The sequence below is a fragment of the Pedobacter foliorum genome, assembly GCF_013266735.1.
In the GTDB taxonomy this organism is placed as follows: Bacteria; Bacteroidota; Bacteroidia; order Sphingobacteriales; family Sphingobacteriaceae; genus Pedobacter; species Pedobacter foliorum.
In genome coordinates, this window is sequence record NZ_JABSNU010000002.1 from 653,741 (window position 1) to 677,468 (window position 23,728).

Sequence of the window (23,728 nt, forward strand, 5' to 3'; positions counted from 1 at the left end):
GCATGAATAATATCCATCCTCAGTTGAGGACTGTTAATGTAATTCGTTATGTAACGCCATTACGTGAAGGAGGCTCAATGCCTGCTATTGCAGAGGCTGATGACGAATTTCTATATGTATTGAAGTTTAGGGGGGCCGGACAAGGAATAAAGGCCCTCATTGCAGAAATTATTGGAGGCGAAATTGCCAGGGCACTTGGTTTTAAAGTGCCCGAAATAGTTTTTGCAAAATTAGATGAGGCTTTTGGCCGTACTGAGCCTGATGAGGAGATTCAAGATCTGCTTAAAGCGAGTATTGGCTTAAACCTGGCTTTGCATTATCTTTCCGGTGCGATAACATTTGATCCTACGGTTACTACTGTTGATGCAAAATTAGCGTCACAAATTGTGTGGTTGGATTGTTTATTAACTAACATGGATCGGACTGCGCGTAATACAAATATGTTGATCTGGCATAAAGAGTTGTGGTTGATAGATCATGGCGCATCTTTATACTTTCATCATTCAATGCAGAACTGGAAAGAGCAGGCTGTAAGGCCATTTGCACTGGTTAAGGATCATGTTTTACTGCCTCAGGCAAGTGAAATTGAGGCAGTTGATGCTGAGTTTAAAGCTATTCTGACTAATGAGCTGATTGATTCGGTTGTAACATTAATTCCGGAAGAATGGTTGATTGATGAGTCGGGCCAGGAAACCGCAGAAGAACGCAGACGTGTTTATAGTCAATTCCTGATTTCGAGGGTTGCTAATTCAGAGATTTTTGTAAAAGAAGCACAAAATGCAAGAGAGTCACTTATTTGAGTACGCAGTTATTCGTGTGGTTCCAAGGGTTGAACGCGAAGAATTCATTAACGTGGGTGTGGTTCTGTATTGTGCGAAGCAAAAGTTTTTGAAGGCTTTGATCTCTTTAGATGAAAGCCGATTGGCCGTTTTTAAAGCCGATTTGGATTGTGATGTGCTAAAGGCTAATCTGATTGCTTTTGAGCGGATTTGTGCAGGAGAAAAGGATAGTGGCCCTATTGGTCAACTTGATGCTGCCTCGCGCTTTAGGTGGCTTACTGCTACCCGCAGTACTGTTGTGCAAGCATCTAAAGTTCACCCCGGATTTTGCAAAGATCCGATGGAAACACTTAATAAGCTCCATAATCAGCTTGTGCTTTTCTAATGGAGTATTTTAAAAAGTTACTTGATTTACTTAAAATTGAGCGACAGGAAGACCTGGATTCTTACCTGAGACTTACAGCTTCGGCTTCTGTAGCTGATCGTCGTGAAAATGGATTGACATGGTATCCTATTGCTATCCGTGGTTCTGAAACGGGGAGAGGCGATTACCTTACCGTAGAGGTTGAACGGACAACCCATCATGATATTTCGCACCAGCTTAGGTTTGGTGCATCGGCAGTATTGTTTTCTAATCATGATCCTAAACAGGATAGGATTGAAGGTACAATTAGCCATCAGAATGGAAATAAGCTAAAGATTACTTTGCTTACAGAAGAGCTACCTGATTGGGCCAGTGATGGTAAATTGGGTATCGACCTGCTGTTTGATGATAACAGTTATAATGAGATGCAGAATGCGCTTAAACTAGCCCAGAAGCCAAATGATAATGCTGCAGATTCAGTTTTAACTGATGTATTAACAGGACAGAAAGCGCCTACTTTTGATGTTACCTTAACAGATGTTGTAGCTCATCAGTTAAATCCTGTGCAGCAAAAGGCGGTTAACAGGATTTTGCAGGCACAAGAATTGGCCATTGTTCATGGTCCGCCGGGAACGGGAAAAACAACCACACTTGTACAGGCCATTAAAGCTTTGATTGCCAAAGATGGTCAGAAAGTACTTGTTGTTGCGCCTAGTAATACGGCTGTGGATTTGTTAAGTGAAAAGCTTGCTGAAGAAGGATTGAATGTATTGCGTGTGGGAAATCCGGCAAGGGTTTCTGAGCGCTTATCATCCTTAACCATGGATAGTAAAATTGCTGAGCACAATGAGACTAAAAACCTAAAGTCGCTTAGAAAACAGGCCAATGAGTACAAGAATATGGCTCATAAGTATAAGCGGAATTTTGGTCGTGCAGAACAGGAACAGCGTAAAGCGCTCTTTAATGAAGCACACAAGATCATGAAAGAAGTAAACAATGCTGAACAGTATATTATTGATGATGTTGTAGCAAAAACTCAGGTGGTTACCGCGACATTAATTGGGGCAAACCATTATACAGTTAGAGATCTTAAATATAAAACAGTAGTGATTGATGAGGCCGGACAAGCTTTAGAGCCTGCTTGCTGGGTGCCAATATTGAAGGCCGAAAAGGTAATATTAGCTGGAGATCATTGTCAGTTGCCACCAACAATTAAGTCTACGCAAGCTGCAAAAGCAGGCTTAAGCAATACTTTAATGGAAAAGTGTACTGTGATGCATCCTGAAGCAGTTGTTTTGTTAGAGGAGCAGTACAGGATGAATACAACGATAATGGGATACCCATCATCAGTATTCTATAAAGATAAATTAACTGCGCACCCTAGTGTGGCTGATCGCTTGTTGTTTGCTGAAGAGCCTCCATTGGAATTTGTTGATACTGCAGGTTGTGGATTTGATGAAAAACTTGAAGGTACAAGTACAACAAACCCTGAGGAAGCTGTGTTTTTGTTAAAGCATTTAACGCAATTGGTTGCTAAGCTGGGTGATCATTATACAGATTCTAATTTTCCGACTATAGCAATTATTTCTCCCTATAAACAACAAATAAACATTCTGAATGATCTAATAACCGGTTCTGAAGAGTTAATGGTTTATAAGGATAAAATCAGTATTAACACTATTGATAGTTTTCAGGGACAGGAACGAGACATTGTTTACATTGGTTTAACCAGAAGCAATACGGATGGTGCAATCGGCTTTTTAGCTGATACCAGAAGGATGAATGTGGCTATGACGAGGGCCAGAAAGAAACTGGTTGTTGTAGGCGATAGCGCTACACTTTCGAGGTCGGAATTTTACTCTGGTTTTATCAACTATGCTGAAAAGTACAAATCTTATGTAAGCGCATGGGAATTTGTCGGTTTTTAATCATAGAAATAATGAAATTAGCAGGATTGTGATTAATTTCATTCCTTTACAGTATAATCAAACATCACTCTTAAAATGAACGAGGAATTTTATCTTCATATCTATAATAAACAGCTAGAAATTGAGGCTGTACCTTCTAATCAGGAAGTTGCCGAATGGGCAATGAATTTGATGAATTTGTTGTATCCTGAGCGCTTAACCTCTCCAGATTACTCAATTAATGAGATTAAACGTTTGTTTCTAAAACAAGAAAAAGAACTTGTTAGGATATTAAATGGTACTAAAGCTTGTGAGAATTGTAATAATGAAGCTGTAGCAAGAAAGATTTTTGAGAGTATTCCGGAGTTGTACAGAAGGATGAATACCGATATTTCTGCCATCCTTGAGGGTGATCCGGCGGCTAAAAGTGAGTTTGAAATCATCAGAAGCTATCCGGGTTTTCTGGCAATTTCTTTATATAGAATTGCACACGCTTTATTGCAGGCTGAAATTCCGATTGTGCCTAGAATCCTGACAGAATATGCCCATTCTATTACGGGAATTGATATTCACCCAGGTGCTGTAATTGGTGAGTATCTTTATATTGACCATGGAACAGGTTTAGTTATTGGTGAAACTACTGTGATAGGTAATTATGTAAAGCTATATCAGGGTGTAACCCTTGGTGCACTTAGTGTAGAAAAGTATATGGTAAACATTAAAAGGCACCCAACAATTGAAGATCATGTGATCATTTATTCGGGGGCAACTATATTGGGTGGCGATACTGTTATTGGAAGTAATTGTATTATTGGTGGAAATGTTTGGTTAACTAAAAGTGTTCCTCCACATTCAACTGTATATCATCAGTCGGCAGTTAAGGTTATTGAAACCAAACAACCTTAATCGTTGAGTCTTTAATAAAATTGTAAATCAGAGTAAACCGTAGATTAATAATGGGAAATATTATTGAGTTTGTTGGAAACACCCCACTTGTAGAAATTCAGAAATTACATACCAATCCGAATGTTAAGATCTTTGCTAAACTGGAAGGGAATAATCCAGGAGGTAGTGTAAAAGACAGAGCCGCCTTAAATATGATCCGCAGTGCGATAGATCGTGGTGACATTAAAAAGGGTACAAAACTGATTGAAGCTACAAGCGGAAATACAGGGATTGCTTTAGCCATGATTGCAGGTATTTATGACCTGGAAATTGAGCTGGTGATGCCCTCTAATTCAACCCGCGAGCGCACCTTGACTATGGAAGCCTATGGCGCAAAAGTTACCCTGCTTGAGTCTATTGAAGTCTGCAGGGACTACGCTGAAGAGAAAGGTGCTCAACCAGGTTATTTCCTTTTAAACCAATTTTCTAACCCTGATAATTACCTGGCTCATTATAAAACTACAGGTCCTGAGATCTGGAAGGATACCAATCAGCAGATTACACACTTTGTAAGCTCTATGGGTACTACAGGAAGTATTATGGGTAATTCTATGTTCTTAAAAGAAATGAATCCTGAGGTACAGATCGTTGGTTGCCAGCCAACTGAAGAATCCTCAATTCCAGGAATAAGAAGATGGCCTGAGGCTTATCTTCCAAAGATATTTGATCCGACCAGGGTAGATAGGGTAATGGATGTTTCTCAACAGGAAGCAACAGAAATGGCCCGTAAGCTTGCTAAGGTTGAAGGCATATTTGCCGGAATGAGCAGTGGAGGTGCGCTTGCCTGTGCTTTAAAACTTGCTGAAGAACTTGAATCAGGACTTATTGTATTCATTGCCTGCGATAGAGGCGATAGGTATTTAAGCAGTGATCTTTTCGGGTAACAAGCTTGTAACGATAACGATTGCGTAAATAATTTCCTCCTAAAACAATCATTCTTTATATTAATTATGTAGAATTGTTTTAGACAGAGTGAAATTTCAATATGACTATTTCTAAAGATATTCTAACCAGTATAAAAAATGAAAACGTTATCATTCCTGATAACGCATTGCTAAATCTTCCTGAAAAGGTATTGCAGTTTGGAACCGGTGTTTTGCTACGTGGGCTTCCAGACTACTTTATTGATAAAGCTAACCGTAAAGGTGTGTTTAATGGCAGGGTTGCGATTGTTAAATCAACCAGTAAAGGCGATCTGAAAGATTTTAACGCACAAAATGGTTTGTACACTATTTGTGTAAGGGGACTTGAAAACGGACAAACCGTTAAAGAAAATATTATCTCTTCTTCTATCAGCAGGGTTTTGTCGGCGGATAACGATTGGAACGAGATATTGAAAATTGGGCAGAGTCCGGATCTTCAGATAGTTGTTTCTAATACCACTGAGGTTGGGATTGTTTTATTAAAAGAAAACATTGATTTAGCTCCTCCAGTATCCTTTCCTGCAAAGCTATTAGCCGTGCTGTATGCTCGATATAAGGCACTTGGCGAAGCTAAAGAGGCTGATATTGTTATTGTCGCAACCGAATTAATTCCAGATAATGGAAAAAAATTAGCATCTATTGTGTTTGAACTGGCGGCATTTAATGAGCTTGAACTTGAGTTTATAAACTGGTTGAAAGCTCATGCGCATTTCTGTAATTCTTTGGTTGACAGAATTGTGCCGGGAAAACCAGATGATGAAACATTGCAAAAGCTGGAAGAGGAATTGGGGTATCATGATAACCTGTTGATTATGGCTGAACCTTATCGTTTATGGGCTATTGAGGGGGATGAAAAGGTTGCCGAACTGCTTAGTTTTAAAGAAGTTGATAAGGGTGTAATTGTTAAAACTGATATAGAAATATACAGGGAATTAAAGGTAAGGCTGTTAAATGGTTCTCATACTTTAACATCAGGAATAGCTTATTTAGCAGGTATTGATACTGTAGCAAATGCGATGGCAGATCATGCGATAAAAAGCTATACTGCAAAAGTTATGCAATCTGAAATTGCTCCGGCAATACCTTATGAAGTTCCCGGTGATGAAGCAATGGTTTTCTCAGCGGCTGTATTGGATAGGTTTGCAAATCCATATATTAAGCATTTGTGGATCAATATTACTTTTCAGTATACCATGAAGATGAAAATTAGGATCTTACCTGTTTTAAATCAATATTATAAGCTGTTTAATAAGGCTCCTGTAAATATGGCTTTTGGTTTTGCTGCTTTTTTACGCTTTATGAGATCTCATAAAAAGGAAGAAAATCAGTACTTTGGGCAATGTGATGGTAAGGAATACTTAATTACCGATGATCAGGCAGCTTATTTTTATGAGAAAAGTAGGTTAAATGAGGCTGACTATGTTAATGAAGTACTGTCTGACCAGCAGTTATGGGGAACAAACCTCTTGGAATTTGAAGGGTTTATTAAAAGTGTAGAAGAAAATTACAATAACATTATAGCATTTGGCATTAAAGAAGCACTGACCAAAGCAAAATAGAAAACAACCTAACCAAATACTAAACCAAATATAATGAACGAAAAAAAAGTAGGTAACTACAGGTGGAGGATCTGTGCATTATTGTTTTTTGCGACCACTGTGAATTACCTTGACAGACAGGTGTTAAGCTTACTTAAGCCGCATTTGGAAGAAATTTTTGGATGGAGTAACAGTGATTATGCGAATATTGCTTCTGTCTTTCAATTTACTTACGCCATCTCCATGCTTTTTGCCGGAAGAATAATTGATAAACTTGGAACTAAAAAAGGATATGCCTGGGCTATTATTATCTGGTCGATAGGTGCGATAATACATGCTTTTGCTATACCAATTGGTCAAGGTGTTTCTACTGTACTTGGGTTTATGGGAATTGGAGTTGCTTCTGTTTCTATAGTTGGATTTATGGTTTCGAGGGCAGTATTGGGATTTGGAGAGGCTGGGAATTTTCCGGCTGCCATTAAAGCTACTGCGGAGTATTTTCCTAAAAAAGAAAGATCCTTTGCTACAGGGTTTTTTAATGGAGGAACTAATATTGGTGCGGTACTAGCTCCGTTGAGTGTTCCATTTATAGCTGCCAAATGGGGCTGGGAAGCGGCTTTTTTCTTTATTGGTGCAATCGGGTTTATATGGCTTATATTTTGGTATAAATATTATGATAAAGCAGAAGATCAAAAAAGACTTTCTGCTGAAGAGCTGGCTTATATTCGATCAGATGACGAAGTGGATAGCTCCGGTAATGTAATTGAAGACACAGCTAAAGTGTCGTGGTTTAAGCTGCTTACTTACCGACAGACATGGGCATTTGCTATAGGTAAATTTATGACAGATGGAGTTTGGTGGTTCTTTTTATTTTGGTTACCTGCTTATTTAAAAGATCAATATGGGATGATGGATACGCAAATTATGCTTCCCCTGGCTGTATTGTATAGCATGACTATGTTTGGTAGTGTGGGGGGAGGCTGGTTCCCAATGTATTTTATAAAGAAAGGACTTGAACCTTATGACGGTCGTATGAAAGCAATGTTGGTAATTGCGATATTCCCGTTGGTGGTTCTTGCTGCTCAACCATTGGGCCATATATCTTTTTGGTTTCCTGTTTTGTTAATTGGTGTTGGTGCTTCGGCGCATCAGGCATGGTCGGCAAATCTGTTTACTACTGTTTCAGATATGTTTCCCAAAAAAGCTATTGGTTCAGTAGTTGGTATTGGGGGAATGATCGGTGGTTTAGGTGGTGTGTTTATGACAAAGTTAGGTGGTGGCTTGTTCGATCACTACAAAGCGCTTGGACATATTGAAACCGGCTATACAATTATGTTTACCATATGTGCTCTGGCATATTTGGTTGCCTGGGTATTAATGAAAACACTTGTTCCTAAATATAAACTGATTACCGATCTTTAATTTATAATCTATTTAACCTCAAACAATATATTAATGACTTTTAAAGATCATCTCGATTCAATTTTTGTTGAAGAACATGAAATTCCAGAAGAATTCCGACTCACAGAAGAGGTTCACCAACGAGAATATTTAAGTAACGGAAAAATGCATTCCTGGAGTGGAGAAGTACATGAAGTGCTTTCGCCAATCTGTATTAAAACGCCTGCAGGATTAAAGCGAAAGGTAATTGGTACATATCCATTGTGCAATGAAATTGAAGCTGCTGAGGCACTTAAAGCTGCCGTTAATGCATACAATAATGGTAGGGGCGAATGGCCGACGATGAGTGTTTCGGACAGAATCACTTGCGTAGAGAAGTTCACGCACAGAATTATTGAAAAGAAAAATGAAGTGGTTAAACTACTGATGTGGGAGATTGGAAAATCTCATGCAGATTCAATTAAAGAGTTTGACCGTACAGTAGAATATATCTATGCAACTATTGACGCGCTGAAAGATCTTGATCGTCAGTCGTCTAAGTTTAGCATAGAACAAGGAATTGTAGCGCAAATCAGGCGTTCGCCACTCGGTGTGGTTTTATGTATGGGACCATTCAATTATCCATTGAACGAAACCTTTACGACATTGATTCCTGCATTGATAATGGGGAATACATTGTTATTTAAACCACCTAAGCATGGTACTTTATTACATTATCCATTGCTTGAAGCATTCAGGGATTGCTTCCCGAAAGGTGTAGTAAACACGATTTATGGTCGTGGTAATAAGATCATTCCTAACCTGATGAAATCCGGTGAGATCAATGTGCTTACACTGATTGGTTCGAGTAAGGTGGCTAATGAACTAAAAAAACTTCATCCTAAGGTAAATCGTTTACGTGCAATATTAGGATTGGATGCGAAAAATGCTGCAATTATAACAGCGAAGGCTGATGTTAAGCTGGCAGTACAGGAAACAGTGTTGGGAGCTTTATCATTTAATGGACAAAGGTGTACCGCATTAAAAATTGTATTTATTCATCGTAGCCTTGCAGATGTATTTTTGAAGGAGCTTTCTGAAGCTGTTGCTAAACTTAAATTTGGGATGCCTTGGGAAGATGGGGTATCTTTAACTCCATTACCTGAACAACATAAACCTGCTTATATTCAGGACTGTATTGCTGATGCAATTGCAAATGGGGCAGAGGTAATGAACGAAAATGGTGGGGCTACAAATGAATCATTTGTGTTTCCTGCAATAGTTTATCCGGTTAAAAAAGGTATGAAATTATATACCGAGGAACAGTTTGGTCCGGTTATTCCCGTTGTTCCTTTTGACGATTTGGAAGAGACTATTGAGTATCTTATTGAATCTACACATGGGCAGCAAGTCAGTATTTTTAGTAATGACGATGAGGAAATTGCAGAGCTAATAGATCCACTAGTGAATCAGGTAAGTAGAGTAAATGTAAATTGTCAGTGCCAGCGAGGCCCGGATGTTTTTCCTTTTACAGGTAGAAAGGATAGTGCCGAGGGGACGCTTTCTGTGGTAGATGCGCTAAGGTCTTTCTCTATCAGATCTTTGGTTGCTACTAAGCTTAATGAAAATAACAAGCATTTGATTAATGCAATTGTTGATAGTAATAGCTCTAACTTTTTGAGTACGAAATTCTTGTTTTAGGGGATTTTACATCTTTTTTCTCCCGTCATTGATGATTTATTTCATAATGACGGGATTTTGTTTTTCTTCATTTTAAACAACATCAATTTGCAAATTACTTCAGTATAACATGCTAATATTGCTTAATGAATTGACAGTATAATAGAATTATTATTCTGCATTATCCTTTTCTTTGCTATAACCAAATCACAATTGTATGAAAAAGTTAAGTTTGCTTATTGCCGGATTGGTTATGTCATTTTCGGTATTTGCACAAAAGAATTATTTAAAAGAATCTGAAGCTGCTAAAACCCAGCGTATGCAATGGTGGCAGGATGCTACCTTTGGTATGTTTATCCACTGGGGACTGTATGCAGTACCTGCCGGAGAATACAATGGCAAAAGTGGAGGTGCTGAATGGATTATGGAAACACATAATATTCCTACGGCAGAATACGAAAAATACGCCGCTCAATTTGATCCTGAGAAATTTGATGCAAAAAAATGGGTAGAAATTGCTAAATCAGCAGGTGCTAAATATGTTGTAATTACCTCAAAACACCATGATGGTTTTAGTCTTTGGGATAGTAAGGTAACCAAATATGATATTATGGATGCTACTCCATTTAAAAGAGACATCTTAAAGGAACTTTCCGATGCGTGTAAAGCTGCAGGTATTAAGTTTGGATTGTATCATTCTATTATGGACTGGCATCAGCCTAATGCTAACCCTAAGCAAAAACCTGAGGTAGCACCAGACTTTAACAAATACAGAGAAGAATATTTAAAACCTCAATTGGCTGAGCTGATTAAGAAATATGACCCGACCATTTTGTGGTTTGATGGAGAGTGGATTCCTGAATGGACTGAAGAGCAGGGTAAAGATCTTTACAATTATTTACGTAATCTTAAACCGTCTCTAATTATAAATAACCGTGTTGGTAAAGGACGTAGCGGAATGGAGGGAATGAATAAGTATGAGCATGCTGCAGGCGATTTTGGTACTCCTGAACAGGAAATTCTGAAAACAAATTCACAAGAATATTGGGAAAGTTGCATGACCATTAACAACAATTGGGGATTTGCTAAATATGATCATAACTGGAAATCAGCACAAACCCTTATTGATAACTTAGTTGATGTAGCGGCAAAAGGTGGTAATTATTTATTAAATGTTGGACCAACAGCTGAAGGAGAAATTCCTGCACCAAGCGTAGAGCGTTTAGGTGAAATGGGTAAGTGGTTAGCTATAAATAAAGAAGCTATTTATGCTACTAATGGTTTAGAGAACTACAAGCAAGGTGATAACATTAGATTTACTCAAAGTAAGGATAGTAAAAATACCTATGTGGTGTTTAATAAGTTTGATAATAATGAGTTGGTGTTAACTGAGGTTCAACCGAAAGATGGTTCTAAAGTTTACATGCTTGGCGTAAATAAACCATTAGAATGGACTAAAAGTAACGGATCTGTTGTTGTAAAATTACCAACTGATTTACCTTGTAAATATGCCTGGACTTTAAAAATTCAGCGTAATTCTAGTAACTCTAAATAATTATTAAAGATGAAAAAGTTTGTACTGTGTTTTTTAGTGAGTTTAAGCTGTTGCCTTCCCGGCATTGCTCAAATTAAAACCTTACCATTTAGCAGGTACATAAAAGAAAGAAAGGGACTTTCCAATGCCTACCAGGCTATTTCAATTCAAAAAAATGCCACAGTAGCTTTTTTGGGAGGTTCCATAACTTATAATGATGGCTGGAGAAATAAGGTATGTGCTTATTTAAAAGAGCGTTTTCCGGCTACGAAGTTCCACTTTATTGCTGCAGGAATTCCTTCATTGGGGAGTTTGCCGCACACATTCAGGCTTGGCCAGGATGTGCTGGATTCAGGTAAAGTGGATCTTCTTTTTTTAGAAGCAGCGGTTAATGATCAGGTCAATGGAACGGATAGCATTACGCAGGTAAGAGCGCTTGAAGGAATAATAAGACATGCAAGAACCAGTAATCCACTGATGGATATTGTTATGATGTCCTTTGCAGATCCTGATAAGACGAAATTGTACAACGAAGGTATTGTGCCGACCTCAATAGCCAATCATGAACTGCTTGCAAATCACTACCAGTTACCTTCAATTAATTTGGCTAAAGCTGTAAGAGATAAGCTTGAAAATAAAGAATTTAGCTGGGAGAAGGATTTTATAGATTTACACCCTTCGCCTTTTGGACAAGAATTATATTTTGAAGCAATTAAAGATCTGTTGTCTTCTAATTTTGCTTCGTTAAGTAAATCAGGTAATAAGAAACAAAGTGCAATAAAATTGCCTGTTTTATTAAATAAGGGAAGCTTTACTCGAGGAAGGTATTTAAATATAGATAACGCTGGAAACAGAAATGGATGGGAGTTAGTTAAGAATTGGACTCCAAAAGATGGGCTTTCAACCAGACCTGGTTTTGTAAACGTACCAATGTTGGTAAGTACTGTACCCGGTTCGTCCTTTACTTTGAAATTTAAAGGTACCGCAATAGGAATAGCTATTGTTTCAGGTGCTGATGCCGGTATTTTAAGCTATTCAATTGATAATGGTGCTGAAAAACAATTAGATTTGTTTACGCAATGGAGCTCATCCCTGCACCTTCCATGGTACCTTTTATTTGGAAGCGATTTGAACGATACTGACCATGTATTAAAAGTTACCATCAGTTCTGAAAAGAATAAGAATAGTAAAGGTACTGCTTGTAGAATAGTTAATTTTTTAGTTAACTAAGAGACAGTAATTTCCTGTTTAATACTAGCTTTGTTTTCTTTAAAACCAATATTAACCATTCTTTTATGTTCAGACGCCTATTTTTTCTCTCTTTAGCGCTCTCCGTATTACTGGCATTCTCTGTTAAGGGTTTTTCTTTAACCAGAACTACCGATTCTCGTGTTATCAATATTTCTTATGGAGCTTCATCAGACATCGTTTACAATCTGAATTCTGGTACCTATGAAGTATTCAGCAATAAAAAGAAAATAATAGCTAATGCTTATGCGCTAGTTAAAAACAACGAACAATCTATAAGTAGCAAGGACTATGAACAGATTAAATTTGAAGAAGCTACCATTAAAGACAAATTTGGAGTTGGAAAAAAGTACACAATCATTTTAACTAAAAGTGGCTTGCCTCAAATGGAACAAGTGTTTTATGTTTATCCCGGTCATGATTACTTTTTCACAGAAGTCTCATTAAAAGGAAGTGGCGTTAGAAGTAATTACATGGCCCCTTTGGTGTCAAATGGCGCAAACATATATGCTAAAGGCGATGTTAGAACACTTTTTGTACCTTTTGATAATGATACTTTCATTAGGTACAATGCAAAACCTATGGGGGGCAACCCTGTAGAAAATACGAGTTCAGAGGTAAGTGCTATTTATGAAAATCAGACTAGAAAAGGATTAATACTTGGTTCGGTAGAGCATATGGTTTGGAAAACGGGGGTACTTAGTAAAGGAACTGACAATGGTTTAACAGAACTAAGTGTTTGGGGTGGCTATACAGATGAAAAAGTGACTCGAGATAAGACAATTCATGGTTTTATATCTGGCAGTGCAGTTAAATCTCCAAAAGTATTTGTAGGCTATTTTTCTGATTGGAGAATTGGATTAGAGGCTTATGGTAAAGCAAATAGGATTGCTGAACCGCCCTTTGTTTTTAATTGGACAAAGCCAGTTCCTTTTGGATGGAACAGCTGGGGAGTAATACAGGAAAAACTTACCTACGAAAAGGCAGTAAAAAATGTAGACTTTTTTGCTGATGAATTGCCTAAGTTTAGAAATGATAGCACTGCGTATATAGACCTGGATTCGTTTTGGGACAATTTTACCGGTGGTATGCGTGGTGATTATAGTAAACTAAAAGAGTTTGCTGATTATTGTAAGAGCAAAGGTTTACAGCCAGGTGTGTATTGGGCTCCATTTACTGACTGGGGGTTTAAATCGGGTGGAGATAGAGAAGCTGAAGGTAGTAAATATAAATTTGGAGAGATGTGGACGAAGGTGGGGGGTGCTTATCATGATTTTGATGGTGCAAGAGCTCTTGACCCAACCCATCCTGGAACAAAGAAAAGGATAGATTATATTATTAATAAGCTGAAAGCATGTGGTTTTAAAATGATCAAGATAGACTTTTTAGGACATGCTGCTGCTGAATCAGATATTTTTTATGATAAATCTGTTACTACGGGTATGCAGGCTTATAGAGCTGGAATGGAATACCTTATCAATAGAATGGATGGGCAGATGCTTGTATATGCTGCCATTTCACCTAATTTGGCAACAGGAAGATATGCGCACATCAAAAGAATTGCTTGTGATGCTTGGAAAACTATAAAGGATACCGAGTACACATTAAATAGTGTTAATTATGGCTGGTGGCAGACTTTCGTTTATAATTATGTGGATGCTGACCATGTTGTATTTTCTAATGAAAAGGAGGGAGCAAATAGGGTCAGATTGACGTCCGGATTAATTACAGGAACATTAATAATGGGAGATGATTTCTCATCACCTGGCGTTTGGAATGAAACTGCCAAAAAGTTATTGAACAATGAGCAGTTATTGGCAATACCTAAATCCGGAGTAGCTTTTATGCCGGTAAACGGGAATACAGGGGAGCAGTCGAACGAGTTGTTTGTTAGAAAAATAGGTAATAGCTTATATCTGGCGATTTTAAACTTTGGTGGAAAGAATAAATTTTTTACAATTCCTCTGGATAGGTTAGGTATTAAAACGTCGTCTTATAAGGCAAAGGAGCTTTTCTCTGGCAAGAATTTTAGGATTAATAAAACACTTAAGTACGAGCTGAACGGAGCAGATGCTTCAATTATCAAAATTGAATTGCTTTAGATTAATAATTGATCTAAAGCACTATATTTATCCTGAATAATATGTAGGTAATTTGAACGCTCAAAGAATAATTCTTTTACTTGTGTTTATTTGTACGCTCTCCAGTCAAGAATTAACAGCGCAAATAAAACGTACAATTAAAGGCAGTGTTAAAGACAGTATTAATCAGGCCTTACCAGGATCTTACGTTAGGGTAATTACAGGCAAAGACACGTTGACTGTAATTACCGATAAAGAGGGAGATTTTTCTTTATCCAATATCACCACCCAGAGCTCAGGCCTGCTGGTCCGCAGTATTGGCTATAAATCACATACGACAACTGTTACCTTTCTGGAAAAACAAGACCTGGTAGAGCTGGGGAATATTATCTTAAAAACAGAGTTTAATATGCTTGATGAGGTAGTGATTAAAGGAAAAATCACTCCTATAAGGGTAATGAAAGATACCATAGAGTACAATGCAGATGCATTTATGATAAGGGAAGGCGATTATGTAGAGGATCTGTTAAAGCAATTTCCAGGCATGGTAATAAAGGATGATGGAAAGGTTACCTCAATGGGTAAGGAACTTACCAAGCTTAGGGTAAATGGCAAGGATTTTTTTACCAGTAATGTTGCTGAGTTTATTAAAAAGTTACCATCGAGTATATTTTCTCACGTTCAGGTAATTGATGACTATGGTGACGAAGCTAATTTTACAGGGATAAAAGTAGGGCAGCCAAGGAAAGTTCTAAATCTGGTTACTAAGCCTGGGAAAGATAAAGGAACATTTGCAAACGTAAGTGGCAGTGCTGCAACAAGTAATAGTTACGGTTTAAACGGGAATGCTAATGTCTGGAAGGGGCGTAAGCAGATGAGTGGCGGCGGTTCTTTTAATAATACAAGTAATGAGGCTCAAATCAATAACAACACTAATGGGGCAGTGAGCTTTTCTGATAAAATCGGCAAAAAACTCTATTTAAGATCTAGCTATAACACGGGAAATGGTACTTATGAAAATACCAACTTTACTAATATAGAAAGTGTTAATAGTTTGGGAACCATTAATAGTGTTAATGAGAACAAGAGTAATTCTGAAAATGGTAATCATAGTTTAAGTATGGGGCTTACTAGCGAGGAATCAGGTAAGTTTTTTGCTAGTGGTTTAGATGTAAATTTGTCAAAAGATAATACGGAGAATACTTCATCATCTTTGCAGACTGGAGTAATCCGTCAGGATTTATTTACCAGCAGTACCTCAAAACAGAATAGTCCAAATGTAAATATAAATATGAGCTTGGGCCTGGGGGGTAAAGATAAGAGGGGGAGAGCATCACTTAGTTTTTCCGGCAGGGCAGGTGGTAGCAAAGGACATCAGGATATTCTTACTGATATCGATTATTATGATAAGGATACAAATGAAAAGGTTAAGGACTCTTTATTAAACCGGTTGGTTGAAACCAGAAACGGAGAGCGGGCAATAAATGCAGGTTTTAACTATTCAAAAACATTGGGTAATCCGAAGGATACCATACAGAAAAGTATAGAGTTTTCTTATTCATTTAGTGTGAGTTCTAACAATAATGAATTAGAAACACGGGTTAAAGACATAAGTGGTAAAATAAGCTTTATTGATTCCTTAAGTAATGTTTACACCTCAACGTTTATCAATCAGAACATTAGGGGAGGTTATAGGTATAATTCATCTAAGATTAACTATGGAATTGGTTTTACATTGCAACCAAGCATTTTGATGGGTAGTTATGAGGGCAGAACCGATAAGATTAATCAAAAGACATTCAATTCATCTCCATCCGGAAACTTTAGCTATGTTATTTCTAAAACGCAATCGGTAAATATGAATTATAACGGGAGTAGTAATGCGCCAAGGTTTGATCAGCTGCAGCCTGTGCCCGATACCAGGAACTTGCAGAATGTGATTATTGGTAATCCGGAATTGAAAACGTCATTCAACCACAATGCAAATGTTAGTTATAGCTTGTTTGGAATTACCAGCGGAAAGGCATTGCAGGTTGGTGTAAATGCCAGTACCACACTGAATGAGGTGGTAAGCAATATTATCCTGATTAAGGATACTTTAAATAGCTTAAAGCAGGAAACACGGTATGTGAATGTAAATGGCAACTATAATATTAACAGTAATTATACCATCGGTTTACCTTTTGGTAACCGCAAGTATATGGTTTCTATGGGCGGAAATGTAGGACTCAATAACTCAGTAATTTTCACAGATAATGTGAAAAATAACAATAAGGGGCTTAATTTTTTCCAGAATATAGGGCTGAACATGGATTTGAAATCCTTTTCGGGAAGTGCGGGAGCTTCTTATTCCTATAGTGAAAACAATTATACCATTGTCAATTTTAAACCTCAAAATCTGGAAAGCTGGAACTTTAATATGAATTTGGCATTTAAAATCCGCAAATCGTTTAATACCTCGGTTGATGTTTCCAAGAATTTTACCAGTGGTTACAGGTCTGGTGCTAATAATCCCTTATTGATTAATGCAAGCGTTTTTAAGTCATTTTTTAAGAACAATAGGGCGTCAGTAAACATTAGAGCTTATGATCTGCTGAATCAGGGGAATAATTTATTCAGGGCAGTGTCTGGTAATATGATAATTGAGAACCGGAGCAAACAAATAACCAGATATTTTATGGCTACATTCTCTATGAACATAGAGAACTTTGTAAAGTAGCTAATTAAAAAGGAGAGTTATAGCTCTCCTTCCAATTTTATATACTCTTTTAAGAGTTGTATCTGATTAATAGCTCTATTGAAATTATGCCCGTCATATTTAGCACCATAATAAACATCATTTTGCAAATAATCAGCTAAAAAACGGATTGCCTGCATATAAATGATAAACTTACCAGAGTAAGTAAAGTACTGCTTTTCAGTTTCTGTCAATACCTCACTCATTTCTTCCATGTAACCATCATAAATAGCCATATAGAAATCTTTTCTAATACTGATTTTAGATAGATCTGTTTCTTCTTCACTAGCTTCAGCAAGATAGGTTCTCATCATGTCGCCAACATCGCTGATAAAGTAACCTGGCATCACAGTGTCAAGGTCTATAACACATAAGCCATTATTCTTCTCATCAAATAATACATTGTTTATTTTAGTGTCATGATGTATTACCCTTAGAGGTATTTCATTATTGGCAACAATATTTGAATACGTATCTACAATATCTCTGTTTTCAGTAATGAAGGTAATACTATCTTTAGCTTTTTCAAGTCTTTCTGCAGATGCATTTTTGCAGGCTATCTGGAATTGAGTATACCTTAATTTAAGGTTATGAAAATCAGGGATGGTAATGCTTAGTTGTTTGGCGTCAAAACCGTTCAAAATTTTAGAGAATTTACCAAACTGCTTTGCCGCTTCGTATGCCTCTTTTTTATTGGTTAAAGAATTAAGTGAGGTCGAGCCTTCAACAAAAGGAAACAATCGGTAATAGCCGGTATCGGTATCCAAAAGAGATCTTCCACTTAAGTCACTCACAGGAGATACAAACAAGTAATTAGGATATTCTACATCTAAGTATTGTTTGATCAATGAGATATTCCTGTCAATATCTTTAGGCATTTTAAATACCTCGTTATTTACTTTCTGTAAGATATAGTTTTGGGTATCAGTAGTTACTTTCCAAGTATGGTTAATTAACCCGTCGCCAAATAGTTTTACAGTAGCTTTTTTTGAGTTTAATCCATATAATGGTAAAATATTTTCGAACATGCGCTTATATAGTATTTGATTGTTTTACCAAACCTAACTAATTCAGTTTATTAAATTGGTGTGCAAACGGTTGCGCAAAATTACTTAGGATCATTTACGACAAGAACGGATTCAACAACAATGTTAAAGAAGGCTTGATCAGCTCCTGATTCACTTTTCGGTTTGTTAATCAGGTCGATTAGAATATCGGCAGCTTTCTTTCCTTGTTTGTAAGGAAACTGCTCAACAGAAGCTATTGGAGTATAATCCATATAGTTGATAATAGGCAGGTTGGCATAACTCACAAAATCGATTCCGTTTAAGTTAAGCGACCTGGTATATCTGATAGCAAAAAGTGCTACATAATCATTGAAAGTTACAATTGCAGTAGGTTTTCTACGGTGATTGAGCATTGTGTCCATCACTTCAATCGTTCCGGATTCCGTTAAGTCTGAATTAATGATTAATGTAGGGTCAAACTTTAAACGATTTGAAAGCATTGCTTTTATGTAGCCTTCTTTTCTTTCGTGACTGGCAACCAAGGTATTTGGGCCATTAATCATCCCAATAGTACGGTGGCCCTTTTTCAGGAGAAAATTAACTGCTTCGTAGGTTCCTGTTTCCAAATTAGAAGCAACGTAATGTATATCTTTAATAGGAGGGATACGATCGAAGAAAACTACTGGGATATTTAATCTTTTAAAGATTTCAAAATGCTCATAGGTACTTGTGGTTTTAGAAACAGAAACCAGTAAACCATCAACTCTTTGAGTTTTCATTTTTTCAACAAGAAGCTTTTCCCGTTCTGCATCATCATGGGATTGAGCTAATAATACAGTATAGTTTCTTTTGTAGGCAATATCTTCAATACCACTTATGGCAGTAGAAAAGAATGACTCAGATAATTCCGGTAGAATAACACCTATAATGAATGATTTTCCGTGTAAAAACTGGATTGCTTTTTGATTAGGCTCGTAATTAAGCTCTGAAGCAAGTTTTTTAACACGCATTTTTGTGGTCAATCCAATGCTTGAATGATCATTTAATGCTCTTGATACGGTTGATACCGAAATCTTGAGGATTTTAGCAATTTCTTTTATGGTTGTTGGTTTATCAGACATTATGGTCAAATATTATAATAAACTTTGAATAACCTTACAATTTTAATAAAAATCTATTTTATTTATTGATTTAGGTCAATATACACATAAAATCACGCAAACGTTTGCCGGTTAAGTATTTAATATTTGCGTTAATAAGTAACAATTTTAGTGCAAAAAAATGAGGTAAGAAGTATCGGAATTCCGCAGAATCTCCCAAGAATTGACTAGCAATGATATTTTTTTTTTGAAAAGGCATTCCGTTAATTAATCGTTGATAGATAATTTTTTATGGTAGGCTTTAAAAAACCTAAACTGGATAAAATATCAAACGTTTGCGTGTTTTTTTTTGGATTTTGTTTTACTGATTAATGATATAGTCTATACCTTGTGTCATATTCTTCTGACAATTTAAAGAGGAGAAGCTTAATTATACTAACTAAAACGTAGAAAAGAACTAAATAAATTATGAACAGAAGAGAATTTGTTAGAAACTCAGGGATAACTGCAGCAGCCGTTACTATTTTGCCGGAGAATCCATTGTTTGCTAGTTCCAAGGCAGATAAGGTGAAAATAGCAATGATTGGTGTGGGCTTACGTGGTCAAAATCACCTTGATTTACTACTTAAGAGAGATGATGTAGATTTAGTAGCTATTTGCGATGTAGAGCCAAGAATGCTGAACACAGCTAAGGCGATGATTGCAAAGAGTGGAAAACCAATGCCTAAGATTTTTACTGGAGACGACAATGCCTGGAAAAAAATGCTTGAAACTAAAGGTTTACAGTCAGTTTTAATTGCTACTCCTTGGGAATTACATAAAGAAATGATCATCACTTCCATCGAAGCCGGGATTAAATATGTAGCCACTGAGGTTATTTTAGGTATAACATTACAAGACCATTGGGATGTAGTTCACGCAGCTGAAAAGAACAATGCTCATGTTATGATGCTTGAAAACGTATGTTACAGAAGAGATGTACTTGCCGCTTTAAATATGGTGAGACAAGGTTTGTTCGGTGAGATTCTTCATCTTCAAGGTGGTTATCAGCATGACTTACGTGAGGTTAAATTTAATGATGGAGTAAAACCTTACGGTGGTGGTGTTGAATTTAATGAAAAAGGTTTCTCAGAAGCAAAATGGAGAACAAACCACTCTGTACACAGAAATGGAGATTTATATCCAACGCACGGAATTGGCCCAATTGCGAATTATATAGATATAAACCGCGGAAACAGATTTTTGAAATTAAACTCGTTTGCGACAAAGTCGAGAGGTTTACATAATTATATCGTTGAAAAAGGTGGAGCAGATCATCCAAATGCAAAAGTTAATTTCCGTTTAGGTGATATTGTTACTACAACAATTGATTGTGCAAATGGCGAAACTTTAATTTTACAACATGATACTAACCTGCCTAGACCATATTCATTAGGTTTTAGAGTTCAGGGAACAAAAGGTTTGTGGATGGATGTAAACAAAGGTGTTTATGTTGAAGGAGTAAGTAAACCACACCAATGGGATCCTGCAGATCAGTGGTTAGACAAATACGATCACCCACTTTGGAAAAAATACGGTAATGATGCACAAGGTGCTGGTCATGGTGGTATGGATTTCTTTGTAATCCATGCTTTCATCGAATCTATTAAGCGCAATACTGCAACTCCATTAGATGTTTATGATGCAGCAGCATGGAGTGCAATTACTCCTTTAAGCGAGCAATCTATTGAATTGGGAAATGAAACTGTTGATTTCCCAGATTTTACAGGCGGAAAATGGATGCATAGAAAGCCTGTGTTTGCTTTAAATGATGAATATTAGTTAGATTAGTTTAATAATTAGTAAGTGTTGGAAGTCTCTATAAGCAATTATAGGGACTTTTTTAATTTGAAATATTTCGAAATTGAGCTTTGTTAACATTAACTTAACATTGAAAACTCATCTTTGTAATATGTTTTTAAATATTCTGGCTTTAGCCTTCCTGATTTTAGCTTTAATTGCAGCATTTAAAATGGATACCCCCCTAAAAGGTGTATTGTTTATGGTGGCGATAGCGGCAGTTTGTGGTCTTTTATATCTATTTATTTTGTTTCCAGGATTTTCTGGTTTAGCCGTTGCCTTAATATTGGCTGCTTTTATTTTCAGACAAAACAAAAGATAATTCTCTATCTAACTATTTCTCAGTTTGTTTGTCCTTGATTAATGCCTAGAATAGGTGTTTTCGGCATATATAATTTCAACTATTGATTTCAAAAGAGGAAATCTAACTAGATGAAATTATAAAATTTAATAACGTAAAAACTGCTTCAATAAATATTATAAAAATATTATATTAATATCATAATATTTTATTTAATAATTCTTAAATTTATTTCAATCATAACTAGCGGACGTTTTTAAAATTATTGATTATGAAAACATTAGGGGAGAAATTCAGAATTTTACGTCAGAAAAAGGGAGTCAACCAAAAAGCTATGGCTGATTTATTAGAAATATCTATTCCGGCGTATTCAAAGCTTGAAACAAGTATCACAGATCCGAACTTCAGCAGGATTAATCAGATAGCCGAAGTACACAATTTAACTTTAAGAGAATTACTTGATGTTGGTGAGGAAGGGATTAATGAGCAAACGCAGTTGATTAAGCAGTTGAAAGAAAAAGTGAGCGAGCTTGAAAATGCAGTAATTAGGTTACAGAGTAAACTAATTGACCTGTATGACAAGGATGATCAAAAGAAATAAATCAACTAATAATAAACTTAAACTTGTAAACAAAGGACAAAACTATCCTTTGCTTACAAGTTTAAGTAATGAATCGCATTGTTGGGTAAGCCAGCTATAGTCTTTAGCGTCATTTGGGGCCTGGAATAACTTAGAGCCAAACCCAAGTGCGGTAACACCTGCATTTAACCAGCTATCAATATTTTCTTTATTTACATCAACTCCACCTGTCGGCATAAATTTTAAGCCAGGAAACAGCGGTTTAATTGCCTTTAAAAAGCCTGGGCCAAGCGTGTCGCCAGGGAAAAGTTTAACTAACGATGCACCCAGTTCTTCAGCAAAGTTGATTTCAGTAGGGGTCATGCAGCCTGGTACCCAAAGAATGCCATTTGAAAAAGCCAGTTTAGCGATGTCTTCTTTAACAATAGGGCTAACTATAAAATCTGCACCGATACTGAGGTATTGCTCAGCTTGCGCTACTGTTTTTATAGTACCTATGCCTAGTTTTAGATATGGGAAATGTTCATTTCTATACTCTAGCATGGCTTTAAAGTTTTCAGGAGCATTTTGCCCTCTGTTGGTAAATTCAAATACCCTGATGCCACCATCATAGCAGGCTTGTAGGACATTTATACAGGTGTCTTTATCCTCATGGTAATACACAGGGATAACTGGATAATTGCCGATAATTTCTAATGTACTGGTAATTGCATTCATTTTAAAAATTTTTAAAAAGTACCATCGCCAAAATCTCCTTTAACAAAGAGTTTTTGATAACCGGATTTTGTTGCCTTGTTGATGATTTCCTGCCCATCGTTGTTATTAATTAGGGCATATATTAAGCCTGCCATAAAAGCATCTCCACTTCCAATTCTGTCTACAACCTCATTGGTCTCGTAGATTGAAGATAGATAACTGTTTTCTGGCGTATGGTAGGTCCCGTAAAATAGGTTATGTTTTGGATTATCCATAAAACGGAAAGTATTGGCAATGTGCTTACACTGAGGGAATAGTTCGAAAATTTCTTTAGCGGACGTTTCAGCGTGTTTAAAATACTCCTCAGCTGTAGTTTCGCGGCTTAAATGTTCACTAACATTTGTGCCCAACATTTTATTAGCCGCCCAGATATTACCCATTATTACATCACAATATTGAACCAGTTCCGGCATTACCTCAATAGGCTGTTTGCCGTAGTCCCAAAGTCTGTTTCTATAATTTAAATCGACAGAAATCTTTAAGCCTATTTTTCTTGCAGCAGCTAAAACTTCCTTACATACAGCTGCTGTATTCTCATTTAAAGCGGGAGTGAGGGCAGTCCAATGAAACCAGGTATAACCTTCTAAAATTTTTCCCCAATCTATTGTTCCAGGTTTAAGGGAGCTAAAAGAAGAAAACTTTCTGTCATACACAACTTGTCCGCTGGTTAGTCCATTTGCAGATAGCAAAAAGTATAAACCAAGTCTATCTCCTTCTAATATTGTTTTTGAAGTATCAACTCCTAATTCAGAAAGGTATTGCAAAGCATTTGCAGATAAAGCATTATCAGGTACACAGGTTAAATAAGAAACGGGTAACTTCCATTGACCTAGTGATGCTGAAACATTAGCTTCAGAGCCCCCAGGAAATAAGGAAACAGTATGATTTTTAGAAATGAATTGATCCTCGGTAGAACTGAACCTTAAAAGGAGTTCACCAAATACCAATATGTTTTCTTCATTTTGCATAGTTTTAATAATAATCTATATACAATTATACACGTTAAAACTTTTAAATATATCAGGGTGG

19 protein-coding genes are annotated in these 23,728 nt (G+C 36.7%); 15 read left to right on the forward strand and 4 right to left on the reverse strand.

Features of this window, described 5'->3' with window-relative positions; all coding sequences use genetic code 11:
- Positions 1–2 precede the first annotated feature (2 nt).
- The 12 genes from HQN83_RS06570 (at position 3) to HQN83_RS06625 (ending at position 17,098) form a co-directional block, all read left to right on the forward strand.
- Positions 3–800, forward strand: a complete 798-nt coding sequence (locus HQN83_RS06570; protein ID WP_173089529.1) for a HipA family kinase — start codon at positions 3–5, stop codon at positions 798–800.
- Complete coding sequence (locus tag HQN83_RS06575; RefSeq protein ID WP_173089530.1) at positions 778–1,164, forward strand: DUF3037 domain-containing protein; 387 nt, start codon at positions 778–780, stop codon at positions 1,162–1,164. Before HQN83_RS06570 ends, HQN83_RS06575 begins: the two co-directional genes overlap by 23 nt.
- Entirely contained in the window at positions 1,164–3,071 is a 1,908-nt protein-coding gene (locus tag HQN83_RS06580) for an AAA domain-containing protein (RefSeq protein WP_173089531.1), read from the forward strand. Before HQN83_RS06575 ends, HQN83_RS06580 begins: the two co-directional genes overlap by 1 nt.
- A gap of 75 nt (positions 3,072–3,146) precedes the next feature.
- The gene (gene epsC / locus HQN83_RS06585; protein WP_173089532.1) at positions 3,147–3,956 is read left to right on the forward strand and encodes a serine O-acetyltransferase EpsC; all 810 of its coding nucleotides are present in this window, start codon (positions 3,147–3,149) and stop codon (positions 3,954–3,956) included.
- 50 nt (positions 3,957–4,006) lie between these two features.
- Positions 4,007–4,879 (forward strand): cysteine synthase CysM, encoded by an 873-nt coding sequence (gene cysM / locus HQN83_RS06590; protein ID WP_173089533.1) that lies wholly within the window; start codon positions 4,007–4,009, stop codon positions 4,877–4,879.
- Positions 4,880–4,980: 101 nt separating this feature from the next.
- Positions 4,981–6,477 (forward strand): tagaturonate reductase, encoded by a 1,497-nt coding sequence (locus HQN83_RS06595; protein ID WP_173089534.1) that lies wholly within the window; start codon positions 4,981–4,983, stop codon positions 6,475–6,477.
- A 33-nt stretch (positions 6,478–6,510) separates the two neighbouring features.
- On the forward strand, positions 6,511–7,878 hold the full coding sequence (locus tag HQN83_RS06600; RefSeq protein ID WP_173089535.1) for an MFS transporter: 1,368 nt from the start codon (positions 6,511–6,513) through the stop codon (positions 7,876–7,878).
- Positions 7,879–7,911: 33 nt separating this feature from the next.
- On the forward strand, positions 7,912–9,537 hold the full coding sequence (locus HQN83_RS06605; protein ID WP_173089536.1) for an NADP-dependent glyceraldehyde-3-phosphate dehydrogenase: 1,626 nt from the start codon (positions 7,912–7,914) through the stop codon (positions 9,535–9,537).
- A 196-nt stretch (positions 9,538–9,733) separates the two neighbouring features.
- On the forward strand, positions 9,734–11,071 hold the full coding sequence (locus tag HQN83_RS06610) for an alpha-L-fucosidase (RefSeq protein ID WP_173089537.1): 1,338 nt from the start codon (positions 9,734–9,736) through the stop codon (positions 11,069–11,071).
- Between the two features lie 9 nt (positions 11,072–11,080).
- Positions 11,081–12,280: an SGNH/GDSL hydrolase family protein gene (locus HQN83_RS06615; RefSeq protein WP_173089538.1), complete on the forward strand. Its 1,200-nt coding sequence runs from the start codon at positions 11,081–11,083 to the stop codon at positions 12,278–12,280.
- 65 nt (positions 12,281–12,345) lie between these two features.
- Positions 12,346–14,400 carry an alpha-amylase family protein gene (locus HQN83_RS06620; protein ID WP_173089539.1) on the forward strand — a complete coding sequence of 685 codons (2,055 nt, stop codon included), beginning with the start codon at positions 12,346–12,348 and terminating at the stop codon, positions 14,398–14,400.
- Positions 14,401–14,452: 52 nt separating this feature from the next.
- A complete protein-coding gene (locus tag HQN83_RS06625) occupies positions 14,453–17,098 on the forward strand; it encodes an outer membrane beta-barrel protein (protein WP_173089540.1) in 2,646 nt (881 codons plus the stop codon).
- Between the two features lie 17 nt (positions 17,099–17,115).
- Here the strand turns inward: HQN83_RS06625 and HQN83_RS06630 are convergent, their stop codons facing one another.
- Positions 17,116–18,144: a phosphotransferase enzyme family protein gene (locus HQN83_RS06630; protein ID WP_173089541.1), complete on the reverse strand. Its 1,029-nt coding sequence runs from the start codon at positions 18,142–18,144 to the stop codon at positions 17,116–17,118.
- Positions 18,145–18,224: 80 nt separating this feature from the next.
- Positions 18,225–19,244: a LacI family DNA-binding transcriptional regulator gene (locus HQN83_RS06635; protein ID WP_173089542.1), complete on the reverse strand. Its 1,020-nt coding sequence runs from the start codon at positions 19,242–19,244 to the stop codon at positions 18,225–18,227.
- 447 nt (positions 19,245–19,691) lie between these two features.
- Between HQN83_RS06635 and HQN83_RS06640 the strand changes: the two genes are divergently transcribed.
- The 3 genes from HQN83_RS06640 (at position 19,692) to HQN83_RS06650 (ending at position 21,964) form a co-directional block, all read left to right on the forward strand.
- Positions 19,692–21,044 (forward strand): Gfo/Idh/MocA family protein, encoded by a 1,353-nt coding sequence (locus tag HQN83_RS06640; RefSeq protein WP_173089543.1) that lies wholly within the window; start codon positions 19,692–19,694, stop codon positions 21,042–21,044.
- A 130-nt stretch (positions 21,045–21,174) separates the two neighbouring features.
- Positions 21,175–21,384, forward strand: coding sequence for a hypothetical protein (locus tag HQN83_RS06645; RefSeq protein ID WP_173089544.1), 210 nt, complete (start codon positions 21,175–21,177; stop codon positions 21,382–21,384).
- Between the two features lie 250 nt (positions 21,385–21,634).
- Positions 21,635–21,964 (forward strand): helix-turn-helix domain-containing protein, encoded by a 330-nt coding sequence (locus HQN83_RS06650; RefSeq protein ID WP_108204154.1) that lies wholly within the window; start codon positions 21,635–21,637, stop codon positions 21,962–21,964.
- Between the two features lie 42 nt (positions 21,965–22,006).
- Here the strand turns inward: HQN83_RS06650 and HQN83_RS06655 are convergent, their stop codons facing one another.
- Both HQN83_RS06655 and HQN83_RS06660 read right to left on the reverse strand, forming a co-directional pair.
- On the reverse strand, positions 22,007–22,660 hold the full coding sequence (locus tag HQN83_RS06655) for a beta/alpha barrel domain-containing protein (RefSeq protein ID WP_173089545.1): 654 nt from the start codon (positions 22,658–22,660) through the stop codon (positions 22,007–22,009).
- Between the two features lie 11 nt (positions 22,661–22,671).
- Entirely contained in the window at positions 22,672–23,667 is a 996-nt protein-coding gene (locus HQN83_RS06660; RefSeq protein WP_173089546.1) for a sugar kinase, read from the reverse strand.
- Positions 23,668–23,728 lie beyond the last annotated feature (61 nt).

What these genes read in the sequence shown, in the direction of transcription:
- HQN83_RS06570 (WP_173089529.1), top strand. Translation starts at nt 3, where the DNA reads ATGAATAATATCCATCCTCAGTTGAGGACTGTTAATGTAATTCGTTAT.
- HQN83_RS06575 (WP_173089530.1), top strand. Translation starts at nt 778, where the DNA reads ATGCAAGAGAGTCACTTATTTGAGTACGCAGTTATTCGTGTGGTTCCA.
- HQN83_RS06580 (WP_173089531.1), top strand. Translation starts at nt 1,164, where the DNA reads ATGGAGTATTTTAAAAAGTTACTTGATTTACTTAAAATTGAGCGACAG.
- epsC (WP_173089532.1), top strand. Translation starts at nt 3,147, where the DNA reads ATGAACGAGGAATTTTATCTTCATATCTATAATAAACAGCTAGAAATT.
- cysM (WP_173089533.1), top strand. Translation starts at nt 4,007, where the DNA reads ATGGGAAATATTATTGAGTTTGTTGGAAACACCCCACTTGTAGAAATT.
- HQN83_RS06595 (WP_173089534.1), top strand. Translation starts at nt 4,981, where the DNA reads ATGACTATTTCTAAAGATATTCTAACCAGTATAAAAAATGAAAACGTT.
- HQN83_RS06600 (WP_173089535.1), top strand. Translation starts at nt 6,511, where the DNA reads ATGAACGAAAAAAAAGTAGGTAACTACAGGTGGAGGATCTGTGCATTA.
- HQN83_RS06605 (WP_173089536.1), top strand. Translation starts at nt 7,912, where the DNA reads ATGACTTTTAAAGATCATCTCGATTCAATTTTTGTTGAAGAACATGAA.
- HQN83_RS06610 (WP_173089537.1), top strand. Translation starts at nt 9,734, where the DNA reads ATGAAAAAGTTAAGTTTGCTTATTGCCGGATTGGTTATGTCATTTTCG.
- HQN83_RS06615 (WP_173089538.1), top strand. Translation starts at nt 11,081, where the DNA reads ATGAAAAAGTTTGTACTGTGTTTTTTAGTGAGTTTAAGCTGTTGCCTT.
- HQN83_RS06620 (WP_173089539.1), top strand. Translation starts at nt 12,346, where the DNA reads ATGTTCAGACGCCTATTTTTTCTCTCTTTAGCGCTCTCCGTATTACTG.
- HQN83_RS06630 (WP_173089541.1), bottom strand. Translation starts at nt 18,144, where the DNA reads ATGTTCGAAAATATTTTACCATTATATGGATTAAACTCAAAAAAAGCT.
- HQN83_RS06635 (WP_173089542.1), bottom strand. Translation starts at nt 19,244, where the DNA reads ATGTCTGATAAACCAACAACCATAAAAGAAATTGCTAAAATCCTCAAG.
- HQN83_RS06640 (WP_173089543.1), top strand. Translation starts at nt 19,692, where the DNA reads ATGAACAGAAGAGAATTTGTTAGAAACTCAGGGATAACTGCAGCAGCC.
- HQN83_RS06645 (WP_173089544.1), top strand. Translation starts at nt 21,175, where the DNA reads ATGTTTTTAAATATTCTGGCTTTAGCCTTCCTGATTTTAGCTTTAATT.
- HQN83_RS06650 (WP_108204154.1), top strand. Translation starts at nt 21,635, where the DNA reads ATGAAAACATTAGGGGAGAAATTCAGAATTTTACGTCAGAAAAAGGGA.
- HQN83_RS06655 (WP_173089545.1), bottom strand. Translation starts at nt 22,660, where the DNA reads ATGAATGCAATTACCAGTACATTAGAAATTATCGGCAATTATCCAGTT.
- HQN83_RS06660 (WP_173089546.1), bottom strand. Translation starts at nt 23,667, where the DNA reads ATGCAAAATGAAGAAAACATATTGGTATTTGGTGAACTCCTTTTAAGG.